Source organism: Acidimicrobiia bacterium, from assembly GCA_040289475.1.
GTDB lineage: Bacteria > Actinomycetota > Acidimicrobiia > ATN3 > PSLF01 > PSLF01.
Genome location: PSLF01000002.1, coordinates 171,506 through 188,967 on the forward strand (window position 1 = coordinate 171,506; position 17,462 = coordinate 188,967).

15 protein-coding genes and 1 pseudogene are annotated in these 17,462 nt (G+C 53.3%); 14 read left to right on the plus strand and 2 right to left on the minus strand.

Annotated elements, in window-relative coordinates; all coding sequences use genetic code 11:
- The first annotated feature begins 13 nt into the window (after window positions 1-13).
- The 5 genes from C4318_02300 to trpD all read left to right on the plus strand — a co-directional run bounded on the left by C4318_02300 (window position 14) and on the right by trpD (window position 5,998).
- Window positions 14-2,179, plus strand: a complete 2,166-nt coding sequence (locus tag C4318_02300; GenBank protein MER3453975.1) for a hypothetical protein — start codon at window positions 14-16, stop codon at window positions 2,177-2,179.
- A gap of 293 nt (window positions 2,180-2,472) precedes the next feature.
- Window positions 2,473-3,195 carry an ABC transporter ATP-binding protein gene (locus tag C4318_02305; protein ID MER3453976.1) on the plus strand — a complete coding sequence of 241 codons (723 nt, stop codon included), beginning with the start codon at window positions 2,473-2,475 and terminating at the stop codon, window positions 3,193-3,195.
- Window positions 3,196-3,404: 209 nt separating this feature from the next.
- Complete coding sequence (locus tag C4318_02310) at window positions 3,405-3,659, plus strand: WhiB family transcriptional regulator (GenBank protein MER3453977.1); 255 nt, start codon at window positions 3,405-3,407, stop codon at window positions 3,657-3,659.
- Window positions 3,660-3,750: 91 nt separating this feature from the next.
- Entirely contained in the window at window positions 3,751-4,914 is a 1,164-nt protein-coding gene (locus C4318_02315) for an acyl-CoA dehydrogenase (GenBank protein MER3453978.1), read from the plus strand.
- Entirely contained in the window at window positions 4,910-5,998 is a 1,089-nt protein-coding gene (trpD, locus tag C4318_02320) for an anthranilate phosphoribosyltransferase (protein MER3453979.1), read from the plus strand. The genes C4318_02315 and trpD overlap by 5 nt, the downstream gene beginning before the upstream one ends.
- Window positions 5,999-6,011: 13 nt before the next feature.
- Here trpD and C4318_02325 read toward each other — a convergent pair whose 3' ends face one another.
- Window positions 6,012-7,469: an amidase gene (locus tag C4318_02325; protein MER3453980.1), complete on the minus strand. Its 1,458-nt coding sequence runs from the start codon at window positions 7,467-7,469 to the stop codon at window positions 6,012-6,014.
- Between the two features lie 174 nt (window positions 7,470-7,643).
- Here C4318_02325 and C4318_02330 point away from each other — a divergent pair.
- The 3 genes and pseudogenes from C4318_02330 to C4318_02340 all read left to right on the plus strand — a co-directional run bounded on the left by C4318_02330 (window position 7,644) and on the right by C4318_02340 (window position 10,289).
- Window positions 7,644-7,832 (plus strand): annotated as a pseudogene (locus C4318_02330) (hypothetical protein).
- 104 nt (window positions 7,833-7,936) lie between these two features.
- The gene (locus C4318_02335) at window positions 7,937-9,100 is read left to right on the plus strand and encodes a CoA transferase (GenBank protein ID MER3453981.1); all 1,164 of its coding nucleotides are present in this window, start codon (window positions 7,937-7,939) and stop codon (window positions 9,098-9,100) included.
- Entirely contained in the window at window positions 9,090-10,289 is a 1,200-nt protein-coding gene (locus C4318_02340; GenBank protein MER3453982.1) for an alpha-(1-2)-phosphatidylinositol mannosyltransferase, read from the plus strand. The genes C4318_02335 and C4318_02340 overlap by 11 nt, the downstream gene beginning before the upstream one ends.
- A gap of 18 nt (window positions 10,290-10,307) precedes the next feature.
- On the opposite strand, the gene C4318_02345 is transcribed toward C4318_02340, so the two are convergent.
- Window positions 10,308-10,742: a secondary thiamine-phosphate synthase enzyme gene (locus tag C4318_02345; protein MER3453983.1), complete on the minus strand. Its 435-nt coding sequence runs from the start codon at window positions 10,740-10,742 to the stop codon at window positions 10,308-10,310.
- 256 nt (window positions 10,743-10,998) lie between these two features.
- Between C4318_02345 and C4318_02350 the strand changes: the two genes are divergently transcribed.
- The 6 genes from C4318_02350 to lon all read left to right on the plus strand — a co-directional run bounded on the left by C4318_02350 (window position 10,999) and on the right by lon (window position 17,157).
- Window positions 10,999-11,466, plus strand: a complete 468-nt coding sequence (locus tag C4318_02350) for a hypothetical protein (GenBank protein MER3453984.1) — start codon at window positions 10,999-11,001, stop codon at window positions 11,464-11,466.
- The gene (gene queG / locus C4318_02355; protein ID MER3453985.1) at window positions 11,418-12,533 is read left to right on the plus strand and encodes a tRNA epoxyqueuosine(34) reductase QueG; all 1,116 of its coding nucleotides are present in this window, start codon (window positions 11,418-11,420) and stop codon (window positions 12,531-12,533) included. The genes C4318_02350 and queG overlap by 49 nt, the downstream gene beginning before the upstream one ends.
- Before the next feature lie 51 nt (window positions 12,534-12,584).
- A complete protein-coding gene (locus C4318_02360; protein MER3453986.1) occupies window positions 12,585-13,118 on the plus strand; it encodes a hypothetical protein in 534 nt (177 codons plus the stop codon).
- Between the two features lie 10 nt (window positions 13,119-13,128).
- The gene (locus tag C4318_02365) at window positions 13,129-14,382 is read left to right on the plus strand and encodes an arsenic-transporting ATPase (GenBank protein MER3453987.1); all 1,254 of its coding nucleotides are present in this window, start codon (window positions 13,129-13,131) and stop codon (window positions 14,380-14,382) included.
- On the plus strand, window positions 14,379-14,759 hold the full coding sequence (locus C4318_02370) for a hypothetical protein (protein ID MER3453988.1): 381 nt from the start codon (window positions 14,379-14,381) through the stop codon (window positions 14,757-14,759). Before C4318_02365 ends, C4318_02370 begins: the two co-directional genes overlap by 4 nt.
- Window positions 14,760-14,856: 97 nt before the next feature.
- The gene (lon, locus tag C4318_02375) at window positions 14,857-17,157 is read left to right on the plus strand and encodes an endopeptidase La (GenBank protein MER3453989.1); all 2,301 of its coding nucleotides are present in this window, start codon (window positions 14,857-14,859) and stop codon (window positions 17,155-17,157) included.
- Window positions 17,158-17,462 lie beyond the last annotated feature (305 nt).

Genomic DNA, 17,462 nt, shown 5'->3' on the forward strand with positions numbered 1-17,462 from the left:
CTGAGGTCTAGATATGGAGCAGCAGCCATACCAAACCACTGGACAGCCCGCCGAAGGTGCCCCCTTTCCTCCTGATAACCTAGTACCTTCACGTGCCCCAGAGCCACATGCACCACCATCAATTCCCGAAGATAAGGGCGTGCGATCCAGGCGTCCTATAAAGCTGGAGCGACCGGATCGATGGTTTCCCGGCAAAGGGAGTTTTTATAAATATCAGAAAAAGCCCTATGTTTTCTTCCCTGAAAGCTATAGAGGCTCCGTTATTGCTTTCATTATCTTCACGTTGGTCCTAATGGGCACACCGCAAATTGTCGGCTTACTTTTCGGCACACGTCGCGGGATTTTGTGGTTTGATGTGTTGAACAACACGCTAGTCATTGCCATTGCTGCAATCGGGCTCGGTGTTTTAGCCGGTTACACTGGGCTCATTTCCCTTGGTCACGCGGGGTTTTTTGGGGTCGGTGCTTATGCTATGGCCGTTGGCATCGACTTCTTTCACAACCCGTGGGTAGCTCTGGTCTTTGCTTTGGTTATTTCGTGTATCGCGGGATTATTGCTTTCTGTAGGAGCCGCTCATTTACGGGGTTTTTATTTCACAGTGATGTCATTAGCATTTGTGGCTTTCCTTCCGCAGCTTGTGTTTCTACTGAGGAAATGGACTTTTGATCCAACCGGAGGTCCCGGAGGTACGCAGGCCACGGGAGCATTCGACACTAAAACAGTCAAAACTGTGTTCTTTCCTCCCCCTGCAACACTCGACGTCACTGATAACTTCTATAATCGTTTGGCTTTCTATAGACTCGCCGTTATCGCTCTATTGATTGCCCTATTTGCGTCTGTGATTATTACTCGGTCCTGGATGGGATGTGCCTTCAAAGCCATTAGAGAATCCGAGATTGGGGCTCGAGCGAGCGGCGTCGCTGTGAGGCGCTTCAAAATTGCCTCCATTGCGATTTCCGCTACTATCGTTGGCCTGGCGGGCGCTCTTCACTCTCAAGATCCGCAGTTCGGCCAGGTGCTGACAACCGGATCAGTGATTGACATTCAGTTTTCTTTCCGTCTTCTGATCATGATTTTGGTTGGTGGATTTGGAACTATTGCCGGCCCGATAGTGGGAGCCATTTTTTTCGGGACCGGATTGGTGCTTCCGAGCTTGTTGAGGGGTGCAGCAGAAGGAGCGACCAAAGCCGGCGCTGCGGCCACGGGCGGGGGGGCTTCTTATATAGCTCAACTTACACCTGCAGCTACCGGTATTGCGCTAGTAGCGCTACTTCCTGGAGGAGCTACCCAGGCTCTTGGTCGGTATAGAGAGGTACAGAGGCGGAAGAAAGTTCAGAGGGGGAAGAAAGTTTACGTGCCACCCACGCCCGAGATGCCTGAAGCATATAAGTTCCCTATTCCAGGCGAAATTGCGCGCGTACGAAATTACGAGCCCCTGCTCGAAGTCCGCGATGTTTCCAAGTACTTTGGCGGACTGAGGGCTCTAGCGAACGTAGACTTTACGATTTTGAAGGGAACCGTGCACGCGTTGATCGGACCCAATGGATCCGGGAAAACCACGATGGTAAACGTCATCACTGGCTTTTATAGGGAGGACACCGGAAAGATAATTCTGGGGAGAGAGAGCATCTCGCACTTGCAAGCTGAAGAACGGGCAGCGAGAGGCATCGCGAGAACGTTTCAGAACATGCAGATTTGGCGGAAGATGACAGTTCTCGAGAACGTAATGGTAGGTCTGCATGCCGTAAGGAAGCAGGAGGTCGATCAGCGCATAGGCGACATGGGCCGAATGTGGCGGACCCGTAGAGCGTGGGGTCTACTGGACTTTGTCGGCCTGCGTGATAGGGGGAACGATCTAGCCGGAGCGTTGTCATACGCTAATCAAAGACGTCTGGAGATTGCTAGAGCGTTGGCAGCCAACCCGGACCTGTTGTGCCTTGACGAGCCCGCAGCTGGAATGAACCCTGGGGAAGTTGTCGAACTAGTCGAACTGATAGATCAGATCCGGGAGTGCGGAATCACTGTGTTACTCATAGAGCACCATATGGACCTTGTAATGGACATTTCTGACTACATCACCGTTTTAGATTATGGGCGGAGGATCGCTGATGGTCCTCCTCATGAGGTGCGGCAAGATCCAAAGGTAATCGAGGCGTACTTAGGTACGGAGGCGGTGTGATGTCCGAGTATGGGCACCAGAAGCAGGAAAAAGAGGAGCAAGCCGCAGCAACGCCACCCTTGCCCCCGGATCAGCAGCCCCCTTGGCGGCCAGGCGGGGCACAACCGACGCAGATGATTCCCAAGATTGTGCCCAATGAGGTGGGGGGTCATGAGATTCCTCAGGGTGTTAGCGGGTATGAGCCTGTTCAAGCAGGCAGTTATCAGCCAGTGATGCCAGGGGCAGGGGCATCGACAGAGAGCTCGCTCACTCTCGGGGGTCTGGTCGGTGTCGACATTCGTCAAGAGCGACCCATGCTGTCCGTACGGGACCTAGAAGTCTTTTACGGAGCCGCTCGCGTACTCAAAGGCATTAGTTTCGACGTTTATCAGGGCGAGATTGTGACGATTATTGGTGGTAACGGTGCTGGCAAGTCTACGACCCTGAAGACAATCTCTGGGGTGTCCGAGCTCCTAAAGGATGTCCGTGGGAAGATCTGGTACAAAGGCCGACGCATAGATCAGCTGCCGGCACATCGAATAGCGAGGTTGGGCATCGCTCACGTGCCCGAGGGACGGCGAGTTTTCCCGCAGTCTACAGTGGAAGACAACCTATTGCTGGGTGCATACCGCCGTTTCAAAAAAGAAAGACGCAAAGTGAGGGCAGAGCTTGACGATATCTACGACAGGTTTCCGGTTTTAGCAGAGCGCAGACACAGAGCAGCTGGGCTTCTCTCCGGAGGAGAGCAGCAAATGTTGGCTATTGCCAGGGGTTTGATGTCTAATCCCGATTTCCTTCTTTTAGACGAGCCTTCTCTAGGACTTGCCCCCATCCTAGTGAGAGAAGTTTTCGAAATAATCAACGACCTCGCAGCTGAGGGTAAGACGATTCTGATCGTCGAGCAGATGGCAGTGCAGGCACTGGAAGTGGCCGATCGAGCCTATGTTTTGGAGACAGGATCGATAACGCTAGAGGGCACTGGACAGGAGCTAATAGAGGACCCACGCGTAAAAGCAGCCTACCTAGGCACCGTTTAAGCTGCTCGAATCGCTCATTTGTGGAATCTACATTTTGGGGCGCGAACCCTCCAGGGGTCGGTCTCGTAGTTTTTCAGAGATGTATGAGGGGATTTTTGCGCGCACTGGTTTGCTGAGCTCGCAGGGTGGGCGTGAGCGAAGAATTCATTCAGTGAAGAATTCATTTTGGAAAAGTACACAACTCGATACTGGCTGAAGGTCTGGAAACATTGGGTTCTAAGTTGAAATTGACCCAGATCTCATCGTGGCGGAAGTACGGTAGCTGTAACGGTTCCGATCCCGAGCTCTTTTATCCTGAATCCGAGGAGGAGACCGCTTCAGCGTTGGCGATCTGTAGTACCTGCAGGGTACGAGAGCCGTGCCTCGAATACGCTCTCGAAGCCAGGGAAAAGCTTGGAATCTGGGGAGGAACCACCGAGCGCGATCGCAGAAGAATCTGGCGGCGTAGAAGGCGCACCGCCTGATAGTTTCCGGTTATACTCCCTGCCAGCTAGGCTGCGAGAATCTGATAGCCGCCTTTAATTGCGATTGCAACGGTTAGACAGAGGGCGATTCATGGACTTTCAGCTATCTCCCGAATACAGGCAACTCCAGCAGACATGTCGGAGAATCGCAAAGGAACGGGTAGCTCCGAGAGCGAGAGAGATAGACGAGTGTGAAGAGTTTCCAAACGACATCTTCGAGACCTTCCGGAGGTCTGGCCTGTTAGGTCTGGCAATTCCAGAAGAGTATGGCGGATCGGGAGCTGGATGCTTGGGTCTCGTTATCGCTATAGAGGAAGTTGCTAAGTATTGCAACTCTTCAGCCCTCATCCTTTTGTTGTCGAGATTGCCTACTAGTCCAATCTTGATCGGAGGTTCCGAAGAGCAGAAGAAGCGCTATGTCTCGAAGGTCGCGACGGGGGAGCTAAAGGGAGCCTTCGCGCTTTCGGAGCCACAAGCAGGCTCCTGGGTTATGGGTATAGAGACCTCGGCGCAAAGAGAAGGTTCAAAGTGGATTCTGAAGGGGCGCAAGTGCTGGATGTCGGGTGCGACCGTCGCTGACTTCTACGTAGTTTTTGCCAAGACCGATCCTATGAAGGGCCACAATGGGTTCACCGCTTTCATCGTCGATCGAGACAATGAAGGAGTCTCCATTGGAAGCATCGACCGTAAGCTCGGGGTCAAAGGGGTTCCAACAGCCGAGGTGATCTTCGACGACGTGGAACTGGACGACTCCGCCGTTATCGGGTCGGTCGGCGGAGGATTCAAATTGGCTATGAGGTCCCTTAACTCAATGAGGCCTATCGTGGCGGCACGAGGCCTCGGGCTAGCTGAGGGAGCATTGATGTACGCAACGAAGTACGCAGAGGAACGAGAGGCGTTCGGGGGACGAGTCGCAGACTTTCAAGGCATTCGATGGACAATTGCAGATTTGGCTGTCCAGATAGAAGCGGCGAGGCTGCTTACGTATCGCGCCGCAGTTATGGTGGATCAGGGACGATATGACAGGACCGACGCACCTTACCTGTCGATGGCGAAGTACTTTGCAACCGAGGTAGCAGTAAAGGCGGCAAACGAGTGCTTGCAAATGATGGGAGCGGCGGGCTACATGAAGGACCACCCCATGGAGCTTTACTACCGGGACGCCCGCCAGCTGACTATCGTGGAAGGGACGAGCCAAATCCAGAAGAACCTTATCGCAGCCGGTGTGATAGCCCGCGACCTCTGGTGGGATTAGCAAAAAACATTTCGCGAAATCGGTGGCAGAGGAGCTGGGAGTTGTGGGTGATTGGGCTCGAATCTTAGAAGCGCTGACTTGTGGGCAATCCCTGGGACGACAGGGAGCTGCCGACGCTATGCGATCGGTCATGGCTGGCGAGGCCACCTCCGCACAGATAGGTGCATTTCTTGCCGCCTATCGGTGGCGCCTGCCTTCCGCAGCTGAGCTCGCAGGTATGGCAGAGGCAATGCTGGCTGCCGCCGAGCGTGTACATCTCGGAGCAGGCCTTTTGGATACATGCGGAACCGGAGGGGATCGCTCGGGAACCATCAACGTGTCGACGATCTCAGCGTTTGTAGCAGCAGGAGCCGGCGCTATGGTGGCTAAGCACGGCAACAGGGCTGCTTCTTCAAAATGCGGCTCGGCCGATCTACTTGAAGCACTTGGGGTCGAGATCAATCTGGGCCCAGTGGAGGTAAAGCGTTGCTTTGAAGAGGCAGGAATCTGCTTTTTGTTCGCTAGAAGATTCCATCCTGCAATGCGCTACGTTGCCTCGGTTCGTCAGGAGCTGGGAATTCCGACGGTGATGAACATATTGGGTCCACTTTGTAATCCTGCGGGAGCGCAATATCACTCTATGGGTGTAGCGGATGCGACAGTGGCAGAGCTGATCGCCGAGACGATTCGCCTGTTGGGGCGTGGGCGGACGTTGCTGTTCTACGGACGTGATGGGCTCGACGAAATTTCCCCATCATCGGAGTCGGTCGTTTATGAGATCGACAACTCCGAGATAGCTCAGTACACCATAGACCCGAGGCGACTAGGTTTTCCGACGCATTCGATACAGGATGTAGCAGGAGGCTCTCCCGAGCAAAACAAAGAAATACTGGAACGAATTCTCGCTGGCGAGAGATCGCCTGCGGCTGACTTTGTAATTCTGAATTCGGCTGCCGCTCTTGTTGCCTGTGGCATGGCTTGCTCTTTCGAAGAAGGTGTCGAAATGGCCCAGGTTTCCGTCGAAGAAGGCAAGGCAGCGGGCAAGGTAGATGCACTTATAGCCGCTTCACAAAGAGCTGCCAAAGAAGGAGGCACCGTTTCGTAGACGAGACGGGGATTTACTGATATGCCAACGGGGCGAACTTGGGCCACGGGTTTGCCTGCTCGTATCTGTAGGCGATTTGAAGCAAAGTGCCGTCGGAGAATCGCGGTCCGGCTATCTGGACTCCAACCGGCAAGCCATTTGAGTCAACCCCCGCTGGCACACTGATTGCGGGATTCCCTGTCAGGTTGAATGGGTAAGTGAACGGTATTACTCCAAACGGCCCCACTCGTTTGCCGGCGATATCGTTAGGAATGCTACCTTCGGCAGGAATGGCTGTAGTAGCGGTTGTCGGTGTGAATAGAAAGTCCACATTCTCGAACAGCCTTGCTTGAGCCTCGACTAGCTGACTCACCCGCTCTAGTGCTCTCCCTACATCTTCCAGCTTTAGGGTCTTTGTCATCTCGATCGATAGTTGTACGGGCGGCGTCAAATCCTCATAGCGATCTGGAAGATACGGTTGTAATTCATAAGCAAGCTCGACGCTTCCAAGGATACTCCAGGCCTTGGCCGGGTCCTTGAATGGAACATCTACCTCAATCAATTCGAGGGATGTAGCTTCGCAAGCAGCCTCTGCGGCTTTACGCGCTATTCGGGCTACATCGGGATCACAAACACCGAAGCCCATCGTTTCGGACCATCCCGCTCTCAGACCCTTAGGGAGGTCGATCTCGAGGCGCGCTTCGAACTCAGGTTGGACAGGATAGGTATCGGGATCCAGAGGTGATGGACCGGCTGTCACGTCTAGGTGGCGGGCTACATCTCTGACGCAGCGCGCCAAACATCCGAGAACCGAGGCGTGTGAAATGCTGAAGTACCCGGGTCCATGTGGAATCAGGCCGCGGGTAGGCTTGTGTCCAACGAGTCCACAAAAGGATGCCGGGATTCTTGTAGAGCCCCCACCGTCTGAGGCAGTGCCAAGAGGTACTATTCCAGCTGCTACTGCTGCGGCAGATCCACCCGAAGATCCTCCAGGGGACCGATCGAGATTCCACGGATTTCTCGTAATTCCGTGAATCTTGGATCGCGTGAAGAAAGTGGACCCGAATTCTGGGGTAGCAGATTTACCTATCACGATGGCCCCGGCACGTTTTACCCGTGCAACATGAGTAGAGTCGTTGGTTGCAATAAAATCCTTGAAAAGAAGAGACCCTCTGGTCGTCGGGAGGCCCTCTGCATCCTCGAGGTCTTTAACTAAAATTGGAACCCCTGCTAGGCCTCCGGGATCCCGGCCCGAGGCGATAGCCGAGTCGATGGATTCAGCTGCTCTACGAGCTCTCTCGTAGTCGGAAGCGACAACCGCGTTGATGCTGGGGTTCAAAGTTTCGATACGTTGAATTGCTTCGTCGAGGACTTTCGAAGCGCTCAATGAGCCTTGCCGAATTGCATCGGCAAGCTGCCATGAATCGAATTGCCAAAGGTTTTCCGGTGGATTCGTAGGAGAGCTCGAAGGGGTTCTGGTGGCCACTTGAATCTACGCTCCTTTCTTCTGTAATACGCTGGTTAATACGGTGGCTCGGCAACTTTTGGGGACTCTGCATTTCCGCTTTAGCTCTTGCTCGGGTAACCTCGTAACGGCTGAAGCATCCTACATGACCTTACAGGTTGGCGAGCGCGCGGCGACAAACGGGCTAGAAGCATCGGAGGTATCGAAATTCGGTTCAGGTGCAGGAATTGTGGCAACCTAACTCGATTCGATGTTCTAGAGCGCCGCAGGACACGGTCGTACTATCACTTCTCGCTTGGAGGGGAGCTCAGTGTGGAAGACTCCGAGGAGTTAGAAAGGAAGATAGAGAGAATAACTTGTCGTTGGTGCCAGACTTCTGGTGGCATAGAGGAGTTTCGCTTCGATCAGGGAGAGTCGGGATCAGACGAGTCACCGTCAGAACGGCCTGGTTGCCATTAAGTTTTGTTGATTGATCAAGAGAAGAAGGAGGGACGGTGAATAATCCGTTGGAAGGAGTAAGAGTATTGGATCTTACCCGGCTGCTTCCAGGAGGATATTGCACCCAACTCCTGGCTGACTTGGGAGCCGATGTAATCAAAGTAGAAGAGCCCGGGCGCGGGGATTACATCCGCTGGTCTCCCCCCATGGTAGGAGACTACTCGGCTGCTCACTGGGTGCTTAACCGGAACAAGAGATCGATCACTCTAAACCTAAAGCATCCAAAAGGGCGACAACTGCTGTTGGAACTGTGTAAGACGGCCCAAGTTTTCGTAGAAGGCTTTCGTCCTGGTGTCATGTCCAAGCTGGGCCTCGCCTACGAAGATGTCTCTGGGGTGAACCAGTCTATTGTTTACTGCTCGATTAGTGGATACGGACAGAGCGGACCTTACGGGCAAAAAGCAGGCCACGACATCAACTACATCGGCTATGCGGGGGTTTTGGGATTCACAGGTACTCCGGATGGTACACCAGTGCTGCCGGCGGTGCAGATAGGCGATTTGGGTGGGGGCGGCACTATTCCCGCCGTAGGCATCCTAGCCGCGCTGTACAAAGCAGGGCGCGATGGAAAGGGCGAATACATTGATGTTGGAATGATGGACGGGGTCGTCTCCTGGCTGTCCATTCATGCAGCCAAGTATTTCGGAGGGGGCGGTGAACCTACCTGGGGAAGCGAGGTTCTCAATGGTTCGGTTCCCTGCTACAACCTTTACCGATGTAAGGATGGCAAATGGATCACGGTCGGCGCTCTCGAACCTCAGTTCTGGCAGGCGTTTTGCGAAGGCATAGGCCGAGCAGACTTGATTGGAAGCCAGTTCAAAAGAGAGGCGATTTCTGAAGTCCAGTCCGTGATCGAATCCAAGCGCAGAGACGAGTGGCTGAACATATTCGAGCAGTATGATGCCTGCGTGGGTCCTGTGCACTCCATAGCAGAGGCTTTGAGCGACCCTCAAGTGCGCCACCGTGAGATGGTGGTGACCCAACCGCTTTCCTCCGGAGGGTCACTTGAGACATTGGGGACACCTATAAAGTTCGGAGACGGTGTCCAAAAGAGATTTTCTTCAGCGCCAAAACTGGGAGAACACAACTCCGAAGTTCTTGCCGAGGTGGGGGTGTCCGATACCGAGATCGAGAGCCTAAAGGAAGAAGGTGTTATCTGAGAGCGCCGAAGGCAGTGAGGTTCGGGCACGACTAGGCGTAATAACGAACGATTTCCCCCCAAAACTTGGGGGAATTCAGAGTTACTTCCTTTCTCTTTTCGAATCTTTAGGTCCAGAGGAAGTAATCGTTGTAGCGCCTCGCGTGGAGGGCTGTGAACGTTTCGATCGGCGGTGTCCTTTTGAGGTTGTGCGCATTGCCACACCCCCCGAGGCGCTCTTACCCACTCCTAAGACGGCCAAACTGGTAGCTGGTCTGCTGAAGAGTCGGGGTGTAGACATTGTGGGACTAACTTCGATGGTTCCCCTTATACCTCTGGGAGTACGCACAGCCACTCTGTGCGACTCTCCACTAGTGGTGTGGCACCACGGGGCCGAAATTGCTTCCTTAGCTCGCATTCCGTTTTCACGAATAGCGCTGGGAAAATATGGGCGCAAAGTAGATGTGCACTTTGTAGTGAGCAACTGGACCGGATCAGTGGCCAGACAGGCGTTCGGAGAGGGGGCCGATATTCGTTTGATGAGGTTCGGTGTAGATGCGGACCGTTTCCATCCTGTGTCTTCTGACGACGAAAAAATGCGCAAACGAAGCGAGATCGGTGTCGCAAATGGGGACGCCGACCCACTTTTGCTGTCGGTAGGCCGCCTAGTAAAGAGGAAGGGAAACGACGTCTTGGTTTCGGTTGTGACGTTGATGAAATCTCGATATCCAAAGTGCTCCCTCGTTATAGCAGGGAGGGGTCCGGATCGTCAGCGTCTCGAAAAACTGGTAGCCCAGAGCCCGGTGTCCGAGAAGATTCAGTTTTTAGGAGCTGTGGATGGCGATATGCTTCCAGACCTCTACCGATGCGCCGACATCTTCGTCGCTCCGATCCGCTCAAGGTTTTTTGGGATAGAAGGTGAAGGATTGGGAATCACGTTAGTCGAGGCGGCAGCAAGCGGTCTCCCCGTTGTAGCTGGGCGTTCTGGCGGGACTCCAGAGGCCGTACTGGATGGAATTTCGGGTTTTGTCGTAGACGGCGCAGATCCTTACGAGGTGGTCGCTGCAATCGCTCGCATCGTAGTCGACAAAGATTTGCGCAGGGCGATGGGAACAAAGGGACGAGAATTCGTTCAATCGGAGTTTTCCAGATCGAAAATGGCTCATGTGTTCAGGGCAGCCGCTAGAGATGTTTTAGACAGGACTGGTTGAGCTCTGGGTCTATATCGGTTATCTGGTAATACCGATAACGCAAACGAACAGCTTGCGCGCCCTCGGCCTGTCGTCGCAGTCTATGAGCACCGGCGTTTGCCACGTCCCTACAAGAATTTCGGAGTTCACGACTGGTAGCTGAAGCGAAGGTCCGAGCAAGGACGCGCGCAAGTGCGCGTGGCCATTGGTGTCGTGATTCACGACATTGTGACGATAGAGATGGCTGGCGGGAACCCACGAGTCGAGGAATTCCTTAAGGTCTGCCTGTGTACCGGGTTCCAGTTCCATAGCCGTGAGTGCACATGTAGTGTGAGGAACAAATACCGATACGATTCCCTCCACTACTCCCGAGCTTTTGACAACCGATGAGATGTGCGTATAGATGTCTACGATGTCGTTGTTTCCCTTGGTCGAGATCGACAATGTCTGGCTATATGTTTTGAACTCGCCCATCGGAACCTTTCCCCGTACGGAAGATCTTCCTACCCTAGAACTCGAGCAGTGAATCTAGCATCGGACAGCCACAGAGTAACGCATTGTGATAAATGCTTCCGGACGAACCCGTTGGGTAAAAGCCCTCGGGATAACACCTTGGGGCTGGCTTTGTTGTGCTGTGTAGCGGACAAGAGCGGTTCACCATAGCAACGGAAACTCGGCCCTTAGTCGTATGTACTTGACAAAGCAAAGGGGGCTTTGAGAGATGGAACAGATGAGAAGTGACATAGCGCAATCCGAGGTCTCTAGTGGGCAGGAATCTACCGACACCACAGACGACGCTAAAGTGAGCGGGAGTCAGAGTCGTGTAGTAGAGGTGAGGCGAAAGCTTGACAAGGTTCCGACCAACCCATCCGGCGCTGTCGAAGCTGTCAAAGCATGGATCGTGAGGCGAGACGGTGTAGACTCTGCACTCTGTATCGAAGAAGCTGTGAAGGTGAATCTAGCCGCGAGACACGTTGCCGTACCCGATGAAATACTTTCCAAAGGCTGGTATGCGGAGCCTAGAAAGGCAGGGGGATGGGTAGTGGGTTTTCGGTTTATAAGCGGAGGACAGCCACGTAGCGCAGAGTGGGTGGTAGACGACGTTCGCCGTGAGGTAAAAGCCGCTAACACATATGCTGAAGAGTTGGAGTGGGTAAAAGCCGAACCTTCGAGGGAGACCCGATCAGATCGAGCCTGAGCCAGCACATTCGAGTCATCGCACGCCGTGCAGGCCTCGATGTCGTGGGCTTTTCCAGAGCTAAGCCGTATTCAGAAACCGCTCAAGTTATCGAGGAACGAAAGAAGGCGGGGCTTTTCGGCAAGCTTGGGTTCACAACGCGAGAGCCTTGGATATCATGCGATCCCACAGCTTCTCTACGAGGAGTACGCTCGATCATTACCTGTGGGCTGTACTACTACTGTGATCCGCCCCCTAAACCATTCAGTACTGCAGCTCGCATCGCATCCTACGCGCGGCGAGACTTTTATACCGAGCTACGTAAAGGTTTGGAAGCTGTGGCCGTAGCATTGAGGGAACGTGGCTTCGAGGCTGTCGTGATGGCTGACTCGAATCGTCTTACCGACCGGCCTCCCGCTGTTGAGGCAGGTTTGGGGCGATACGGGAAGAACTCGATGGTTATAACGCACACTCATGGATCCTGGGTATTGTTGGGGTCTGTCTTGACTACAGCAGAACTCCCAGAGGGATCTCCTTCGAAGCCGGATTGCGGCCCGTGCCGCGCCTGCATGGTGAGATGCCCGACGGGTGCGATCGTCGCCGAGGGAGTAATCGACGCGCGCCGATGCATTGCGTATTTACTCCAAGCCTCTGGACCAATCCCTGAGGAGTTTCGCGGGGCTGTAGGCGACAGACTCTACGGTTGCGACGACTGCCAGAGCTGCTGTCCGTTAAACAAGGAGACCTCTATGCAGGATGACAGCGCGAAGCACCAACATGTTAGGGCGTTATCTGAAGAAAGCGTCCAAGCCGCGACTTATGAAGATTTTTGGGTCGACGCACGCTGGGTACTGCGGGCATCAACCCAAGTACTGAAGGAGCGTTTTGGACATTTTTACGTTCCGCGTCGAGATTTCGACTATCTTCGTCGAAATGCTTTGGTCGTACTCGGAAACTGCGGAGGGCAGGGCGATCTAAAGGCAGTAGAGGCGTTCAAGGGCTCACCGAAGCGCCTCCTTAGGGAGCACGCCGAGTGGGCTGTACGGCAAATTAGACGCCGGCTATCACAAGCTCACGTTGTTTCTTAGGCCACGTTGAAGGAACAAAGCCGGTTTTTGCATCAGATGAAAAGTTAAAAGATGTTTGAGGCAGAGGAAAGCAAAACACTTGAGATAGATGCACCCGTGGAGGTGGTATACGAGGTGATTACGGACTTTGAGCGATATCCCGAATGGGCTAGGTCGCTTAGAAAGGTGGTTGTTCACGACGGGTTGCGTTCTGGAGCCGAGGCTTGCGCTGATTCGGTAGCACCGAGCGGTGAATCATACCATCCGGCGGAGGTCGAGTTTTTTGGGGGAGCGATGGGGTTTCACGCGCGCTACCGGCTCCGGTACAAATTCGACCCTCCTACGAAGCTTGAGTGGGATCTAGTAGATGGCGAAGTAAAAGGATTATTCCTCAAGTTTTCTATCTCGTCCTTGAACGGCTCTTATGTGTTCGAGCCAACGCAAGACGGGAGAGCTCTCGCCACATATACCCTGCGAGTGGCGTTCCCGGTGGCTCTCGGGCCGTTGCGCAAAAAGGCAGAGGAGATTGTCATGGAAACCGGGTTGAAAGACCTCAAGTACAGGGCAGAGTGGCTGGCTTCAACTCGTCGAAACGGCTCCGGTTAGTTTTTCAAAGATTAGGTCGGTAAGCGTGCGACGCATCCTCGTGTACACCGGAAAGGGCGGGACCGGAAAGACCACAATTGCTGCCGCCACCGCTGCGTTGGTCGCAAGGCGGGGAATACGCACCCTCGCGATTTCTACCGATCCCGCGCATAGTCTCGGGGATGCGTACGACTGCAAATTAGAAGACAACCCTATCGAGATAGCTCCAAATTTGTTCGGACGGCAAGTGGAGGGCACGGCTCGTCTCGAAAAAGACTGGGGTGTGATACGTAACCAAGTGGCGGCGCTCCTGGATTGGGCAGGAGCTGATTCGTTAGACGCAGAGGAGCTGGCGATTCTGCCAGGACTTGAAGAGCTGTTTACTCTCGCCGACCTTGTTGACTACTACCGTAAAAACGAGTATGACGCGGTGATTGTAGACGCGGCGCCAACGGCGGAGACTCTGCGCCTTCTGGCTATCCCAGAAATACTGAGATGGTGGATGTCGACCGTATGGCCGGTAGGACGCGGACTAGCAAAGGTGGTGCGTCCGGTAGTGACGAGAGTGTCATCGATGCCGTTTGCTTCAGACGAGGCCTTGGATGCCGCCGAAGACCTTTACGAGCGCATACTCGCAGCACATGGCCTTCTCTCCGACCCTTCTATTACATCGGTGCGCCTAGTGTTCAACGCCGAGAAAGTCGTGCTCGCCGAAACGCGCAGAACTTACACGTACTTGTGCCTTTTCGGGTATCCCGTAGATGCAATTATCGCAAACAAGCTGGTCTCATCAGTAGATGGTGCAATATCAGGAGAGAGTCAACTTCTCGAATCATTACGTCAGCGTGAGATGCGCTGGATCGAACAGGCAAAACGAGACTTCGAAGGTATGACGATGCTGGAGTGCCCGTACTGTCCGGAGGAGCCCGTAGGAGTGGAAAAGCTTGTGCGTCTTGGCGAGAACGTTTATAGAGACTTGGATCCGCTCGCCACCTATGGGGGAGTAGATACGATGGAAATGTTTGCCGATGGCAACACGGCTTTCCTTCGGATATTTTTGCCACTCACCAAGAAAAAAGACATAGATGTTTACCGGAAGGGCTCCGAGCTTTACGTAAGAGTTGGTGAATACACTCGCAATATTCACCTTCCCCACTCGCTGGCTAGGCGAAAGCTGGAGTCGGCACGATATCGAGACAGCCGCCTAGTGATCGCGTTTTCAGGGAATAGAACGAGAGCAGAGGCTTTCTCTGATGAGGGTACGTCTCAGGAGGACCGACGATGACAATACGAGAGCGAGGCTCAGCACATCCTATTCCCGAGGGACGTAGTGCCGAGTGCTTCCAGACTCAGAGAAGTCTACTTAAGACGAGATTCAGCGTGTTCGACGGTGGGGGCGATGGGGCGGCCGTGGCAGAGCCAGATATGGAGCTGCGATCGGGGGAACACCGATATCACTCGGAGTGTTATGCATGCCCGGTTGGTGAGGCATTCAGAAATGTCTCGCAAGCAGCCAGGAGCGAGGCCATAGAGGGATTGATAGACGCACTGGCGGAGCTGGTACGAACAGGTAGCAAGTTGTTGGAGAGTATAGCCGCCTGGGCAACATCTGCTCAGAACCGTAGTGGTGACGAGGTTATAGAGCGCGTTTGTGTGGAGTGAGTGAATCGTGGCAGGTGAACACAGTTTGAACGTAAAAACAAAGAACAACGGGACAGTGATTCTTCCCCAGCCACTTCCCATATTGCCGCTACGGGACATGGTTTTATTTCCGGAGATTGTGGCGCCTGTGATGGTGGGGAGAGAGTCTTCCAAGCGTCTTATCGATGAAGCTTTATCTGGGCAAAAAATCATAGGTGTGGTGGCTTTAAAGAACGCTCATGTTCCCGATCCCGAGGCAGACGATTTGTACAGGGTGGGAACAGTCGCTCGAATTCTTCAAATGTTCAAGTTTCCAGATGGAACCATGCGCATTGTCGTCGAGGGACTCGCTCGGTTCGAGATTGAGCAAATCGTTGCGACGACACCGTACTTTCAAGCGAAGGTCAAAATTGTCGAGGTTGAGCCTCGGAGCTCGGAAAAGATCGATGCTTTAGTCAAAGGCGTGCTCGGTACGTTCCAGAAGATGGTAGAGCTTGCCCCTTACATTCCGGATCAACTCTTTGCTGCCGCTATCAACATCTCAGAACCAGATAACTTAGCGGACTTTATGGCATCCAACATCAATGTATCGACTGAAGAGAGACAGGAACTTCTTGAGACCTATGACGTAGAGGAGCGGCTGGAAAAGCTGCTGAGGATACTCAACCGCGAGCTTCGGATCTTGGAGATGGGTTCCCAAATCCAAAAAGAAGTCGAATCCGAAGTAGAAGCCGGTCAGAGAGAGTTCTGGCTTAGAAAACAGCTCGAGGCGATTCGGCGAGAACTGGGCGAGATCGGTAAGGAAAACGTCGAGATCGAAGAATTTAGGAAGCGCCTCCAGGAACTCGACCTCCCCGAGGAAGCTAGAAAGGAAGCAGAGCGTGAGCTGTCTCGCCTAGAGCGAATTCCGCCGGTGAGTCCAGAACACTCCGTAATCAGGACTTACCTGGACTGGTTGCTGAATTTTCCGTGGGGAGTGCGGACTCAAGACAACCTAGACGTCGCCGCTGCAGAGGCGATACTGAACGAAGACCACTTCGACCTGGAAAAAGTAAAAGAGCGAATTCTCGAGTATCTAGCCGTTCGAAAGCTTAAGCAAGACATGCGGGGGCCAGTTCTGTGTTTCGTAGGCCCTCCAGGGGTGGGAAAGACCAGTTTGGGGAAGTCGATCGCGAGGGCTCTGGGGCGAAAATTTGTTCGAATGAGCTTGGGAGGGGTACGAGACGAGGCCGAGATCAGAGGCCATAGAAGAACCTATATCGGTGCTATGCCAGGCAGGATTGTACAAGCTATCAGGCGCGCCGGTACCATCAACCCCGTGATAATGCTCGATGAAGTAGACAAATTGGGTCTTGATTTTAGAGGAGACCCTGCAGCTGCTTTGCTTGAAGTATTGGATCCCGAACAAAACTCCAGCTTCAGAGATCATTATTTGGATGTACCGACAGATCTTTCGCAAGTTATGTTTATCGCCACCGCAAATATATTGGACACAATTCCTCCGACACTTCTAGATCGTTTCGAAGTTATTGAAATTCCAGGCTATACCGAACCGCAGAAATTGGAGATAGCAAAAGGATTTTTGATACCAAAGCAGCTGGCAGAGCATGGACTCAAACCGTCAAATTTATCTATTTCAGATGAAGCATTGCAGGGAGTGATCGAGGGATACACTAGAGAAGCTGGGGTCCGGAATTTGGAGCGCCAGATTGCTACTATTGCTCGGAAAGCAGCACTCAAGATTGCATCAGGGCGGCGCAAGGTTCGAGTCGATCGCAAGGATTTAAAGGAATATTTAGGTCCTCGGAAATTTAAAAAGACTGAGGCCGAAGAGGAGGATGCAATCGGTGTGGTACCAGGGTTGGCGGTCACCCAGACCGGCGGGGAAATTCTTTTCGTCGAGTGCCGTTTGGTGCCGGGCAAAGGTAACTTGACGCTTACTGGACAGCTGGGAGAAGTGATGCAAGAGTCTGCGCGAGCAGCCCTTACGCTAGCGAGAAGCTATCGGAAGGATCTTGCAGTTCCGGAGGACTGGTGGGACAAGTACGACGTTCATATTCATGTACCAGCTGGAGCTGTTCCAAAGGATGGACCGTCTGCCGGGGTGACTATGGTAACGGCTCTGATATCTGCTATCACAGAGACGCCTGCGCGCCGGGACATAGGTATGACCGGAGAAATTACGCTACGAGGAAGGGTTCTTCCCGTCGGTGGTATCAAAGAGAAGCTGCTGGCTGCGCTGCGGGGAGGCTTGACTCAGGTGATATTGCCTAAAGATAACGAGGCTGATCTCGACGAGGTGCCGGAATTTGTGAAAAAAAGTCTAAAGATCAGGTTAGTGAATACAGTTGACGAGGTCATCACGGCTGCGTTGGGAACTCCTAGAAAGAAACGCAAGTCAGCTACGAAAGTCGCTTGAACACAAATGGGAAGGATAGACACCTACCGTTGAGTTTGTGTTGAACGGGTCTGGTCGCTGTTTCAAATTGTCAGGCTAGACTCCTAGTGTGTTCATCCAGAATTTCAGTGCTTTTCAACCCGACAGTGGAGGTAAAAAGTGGAAGTTCGCTATGAACTTACCGAGTGCGATGTCAAGGAACTAGCGGCATTTAGATCCGAAAAGTATTTTGTGCTTTCTCTCTACTTAGACCTTTCGGTAACTGATTTTCCTACTAAAAAGGATCTTGAAGAGGAGGCAAATTCACTTCTTCAATCGGCTGTTCG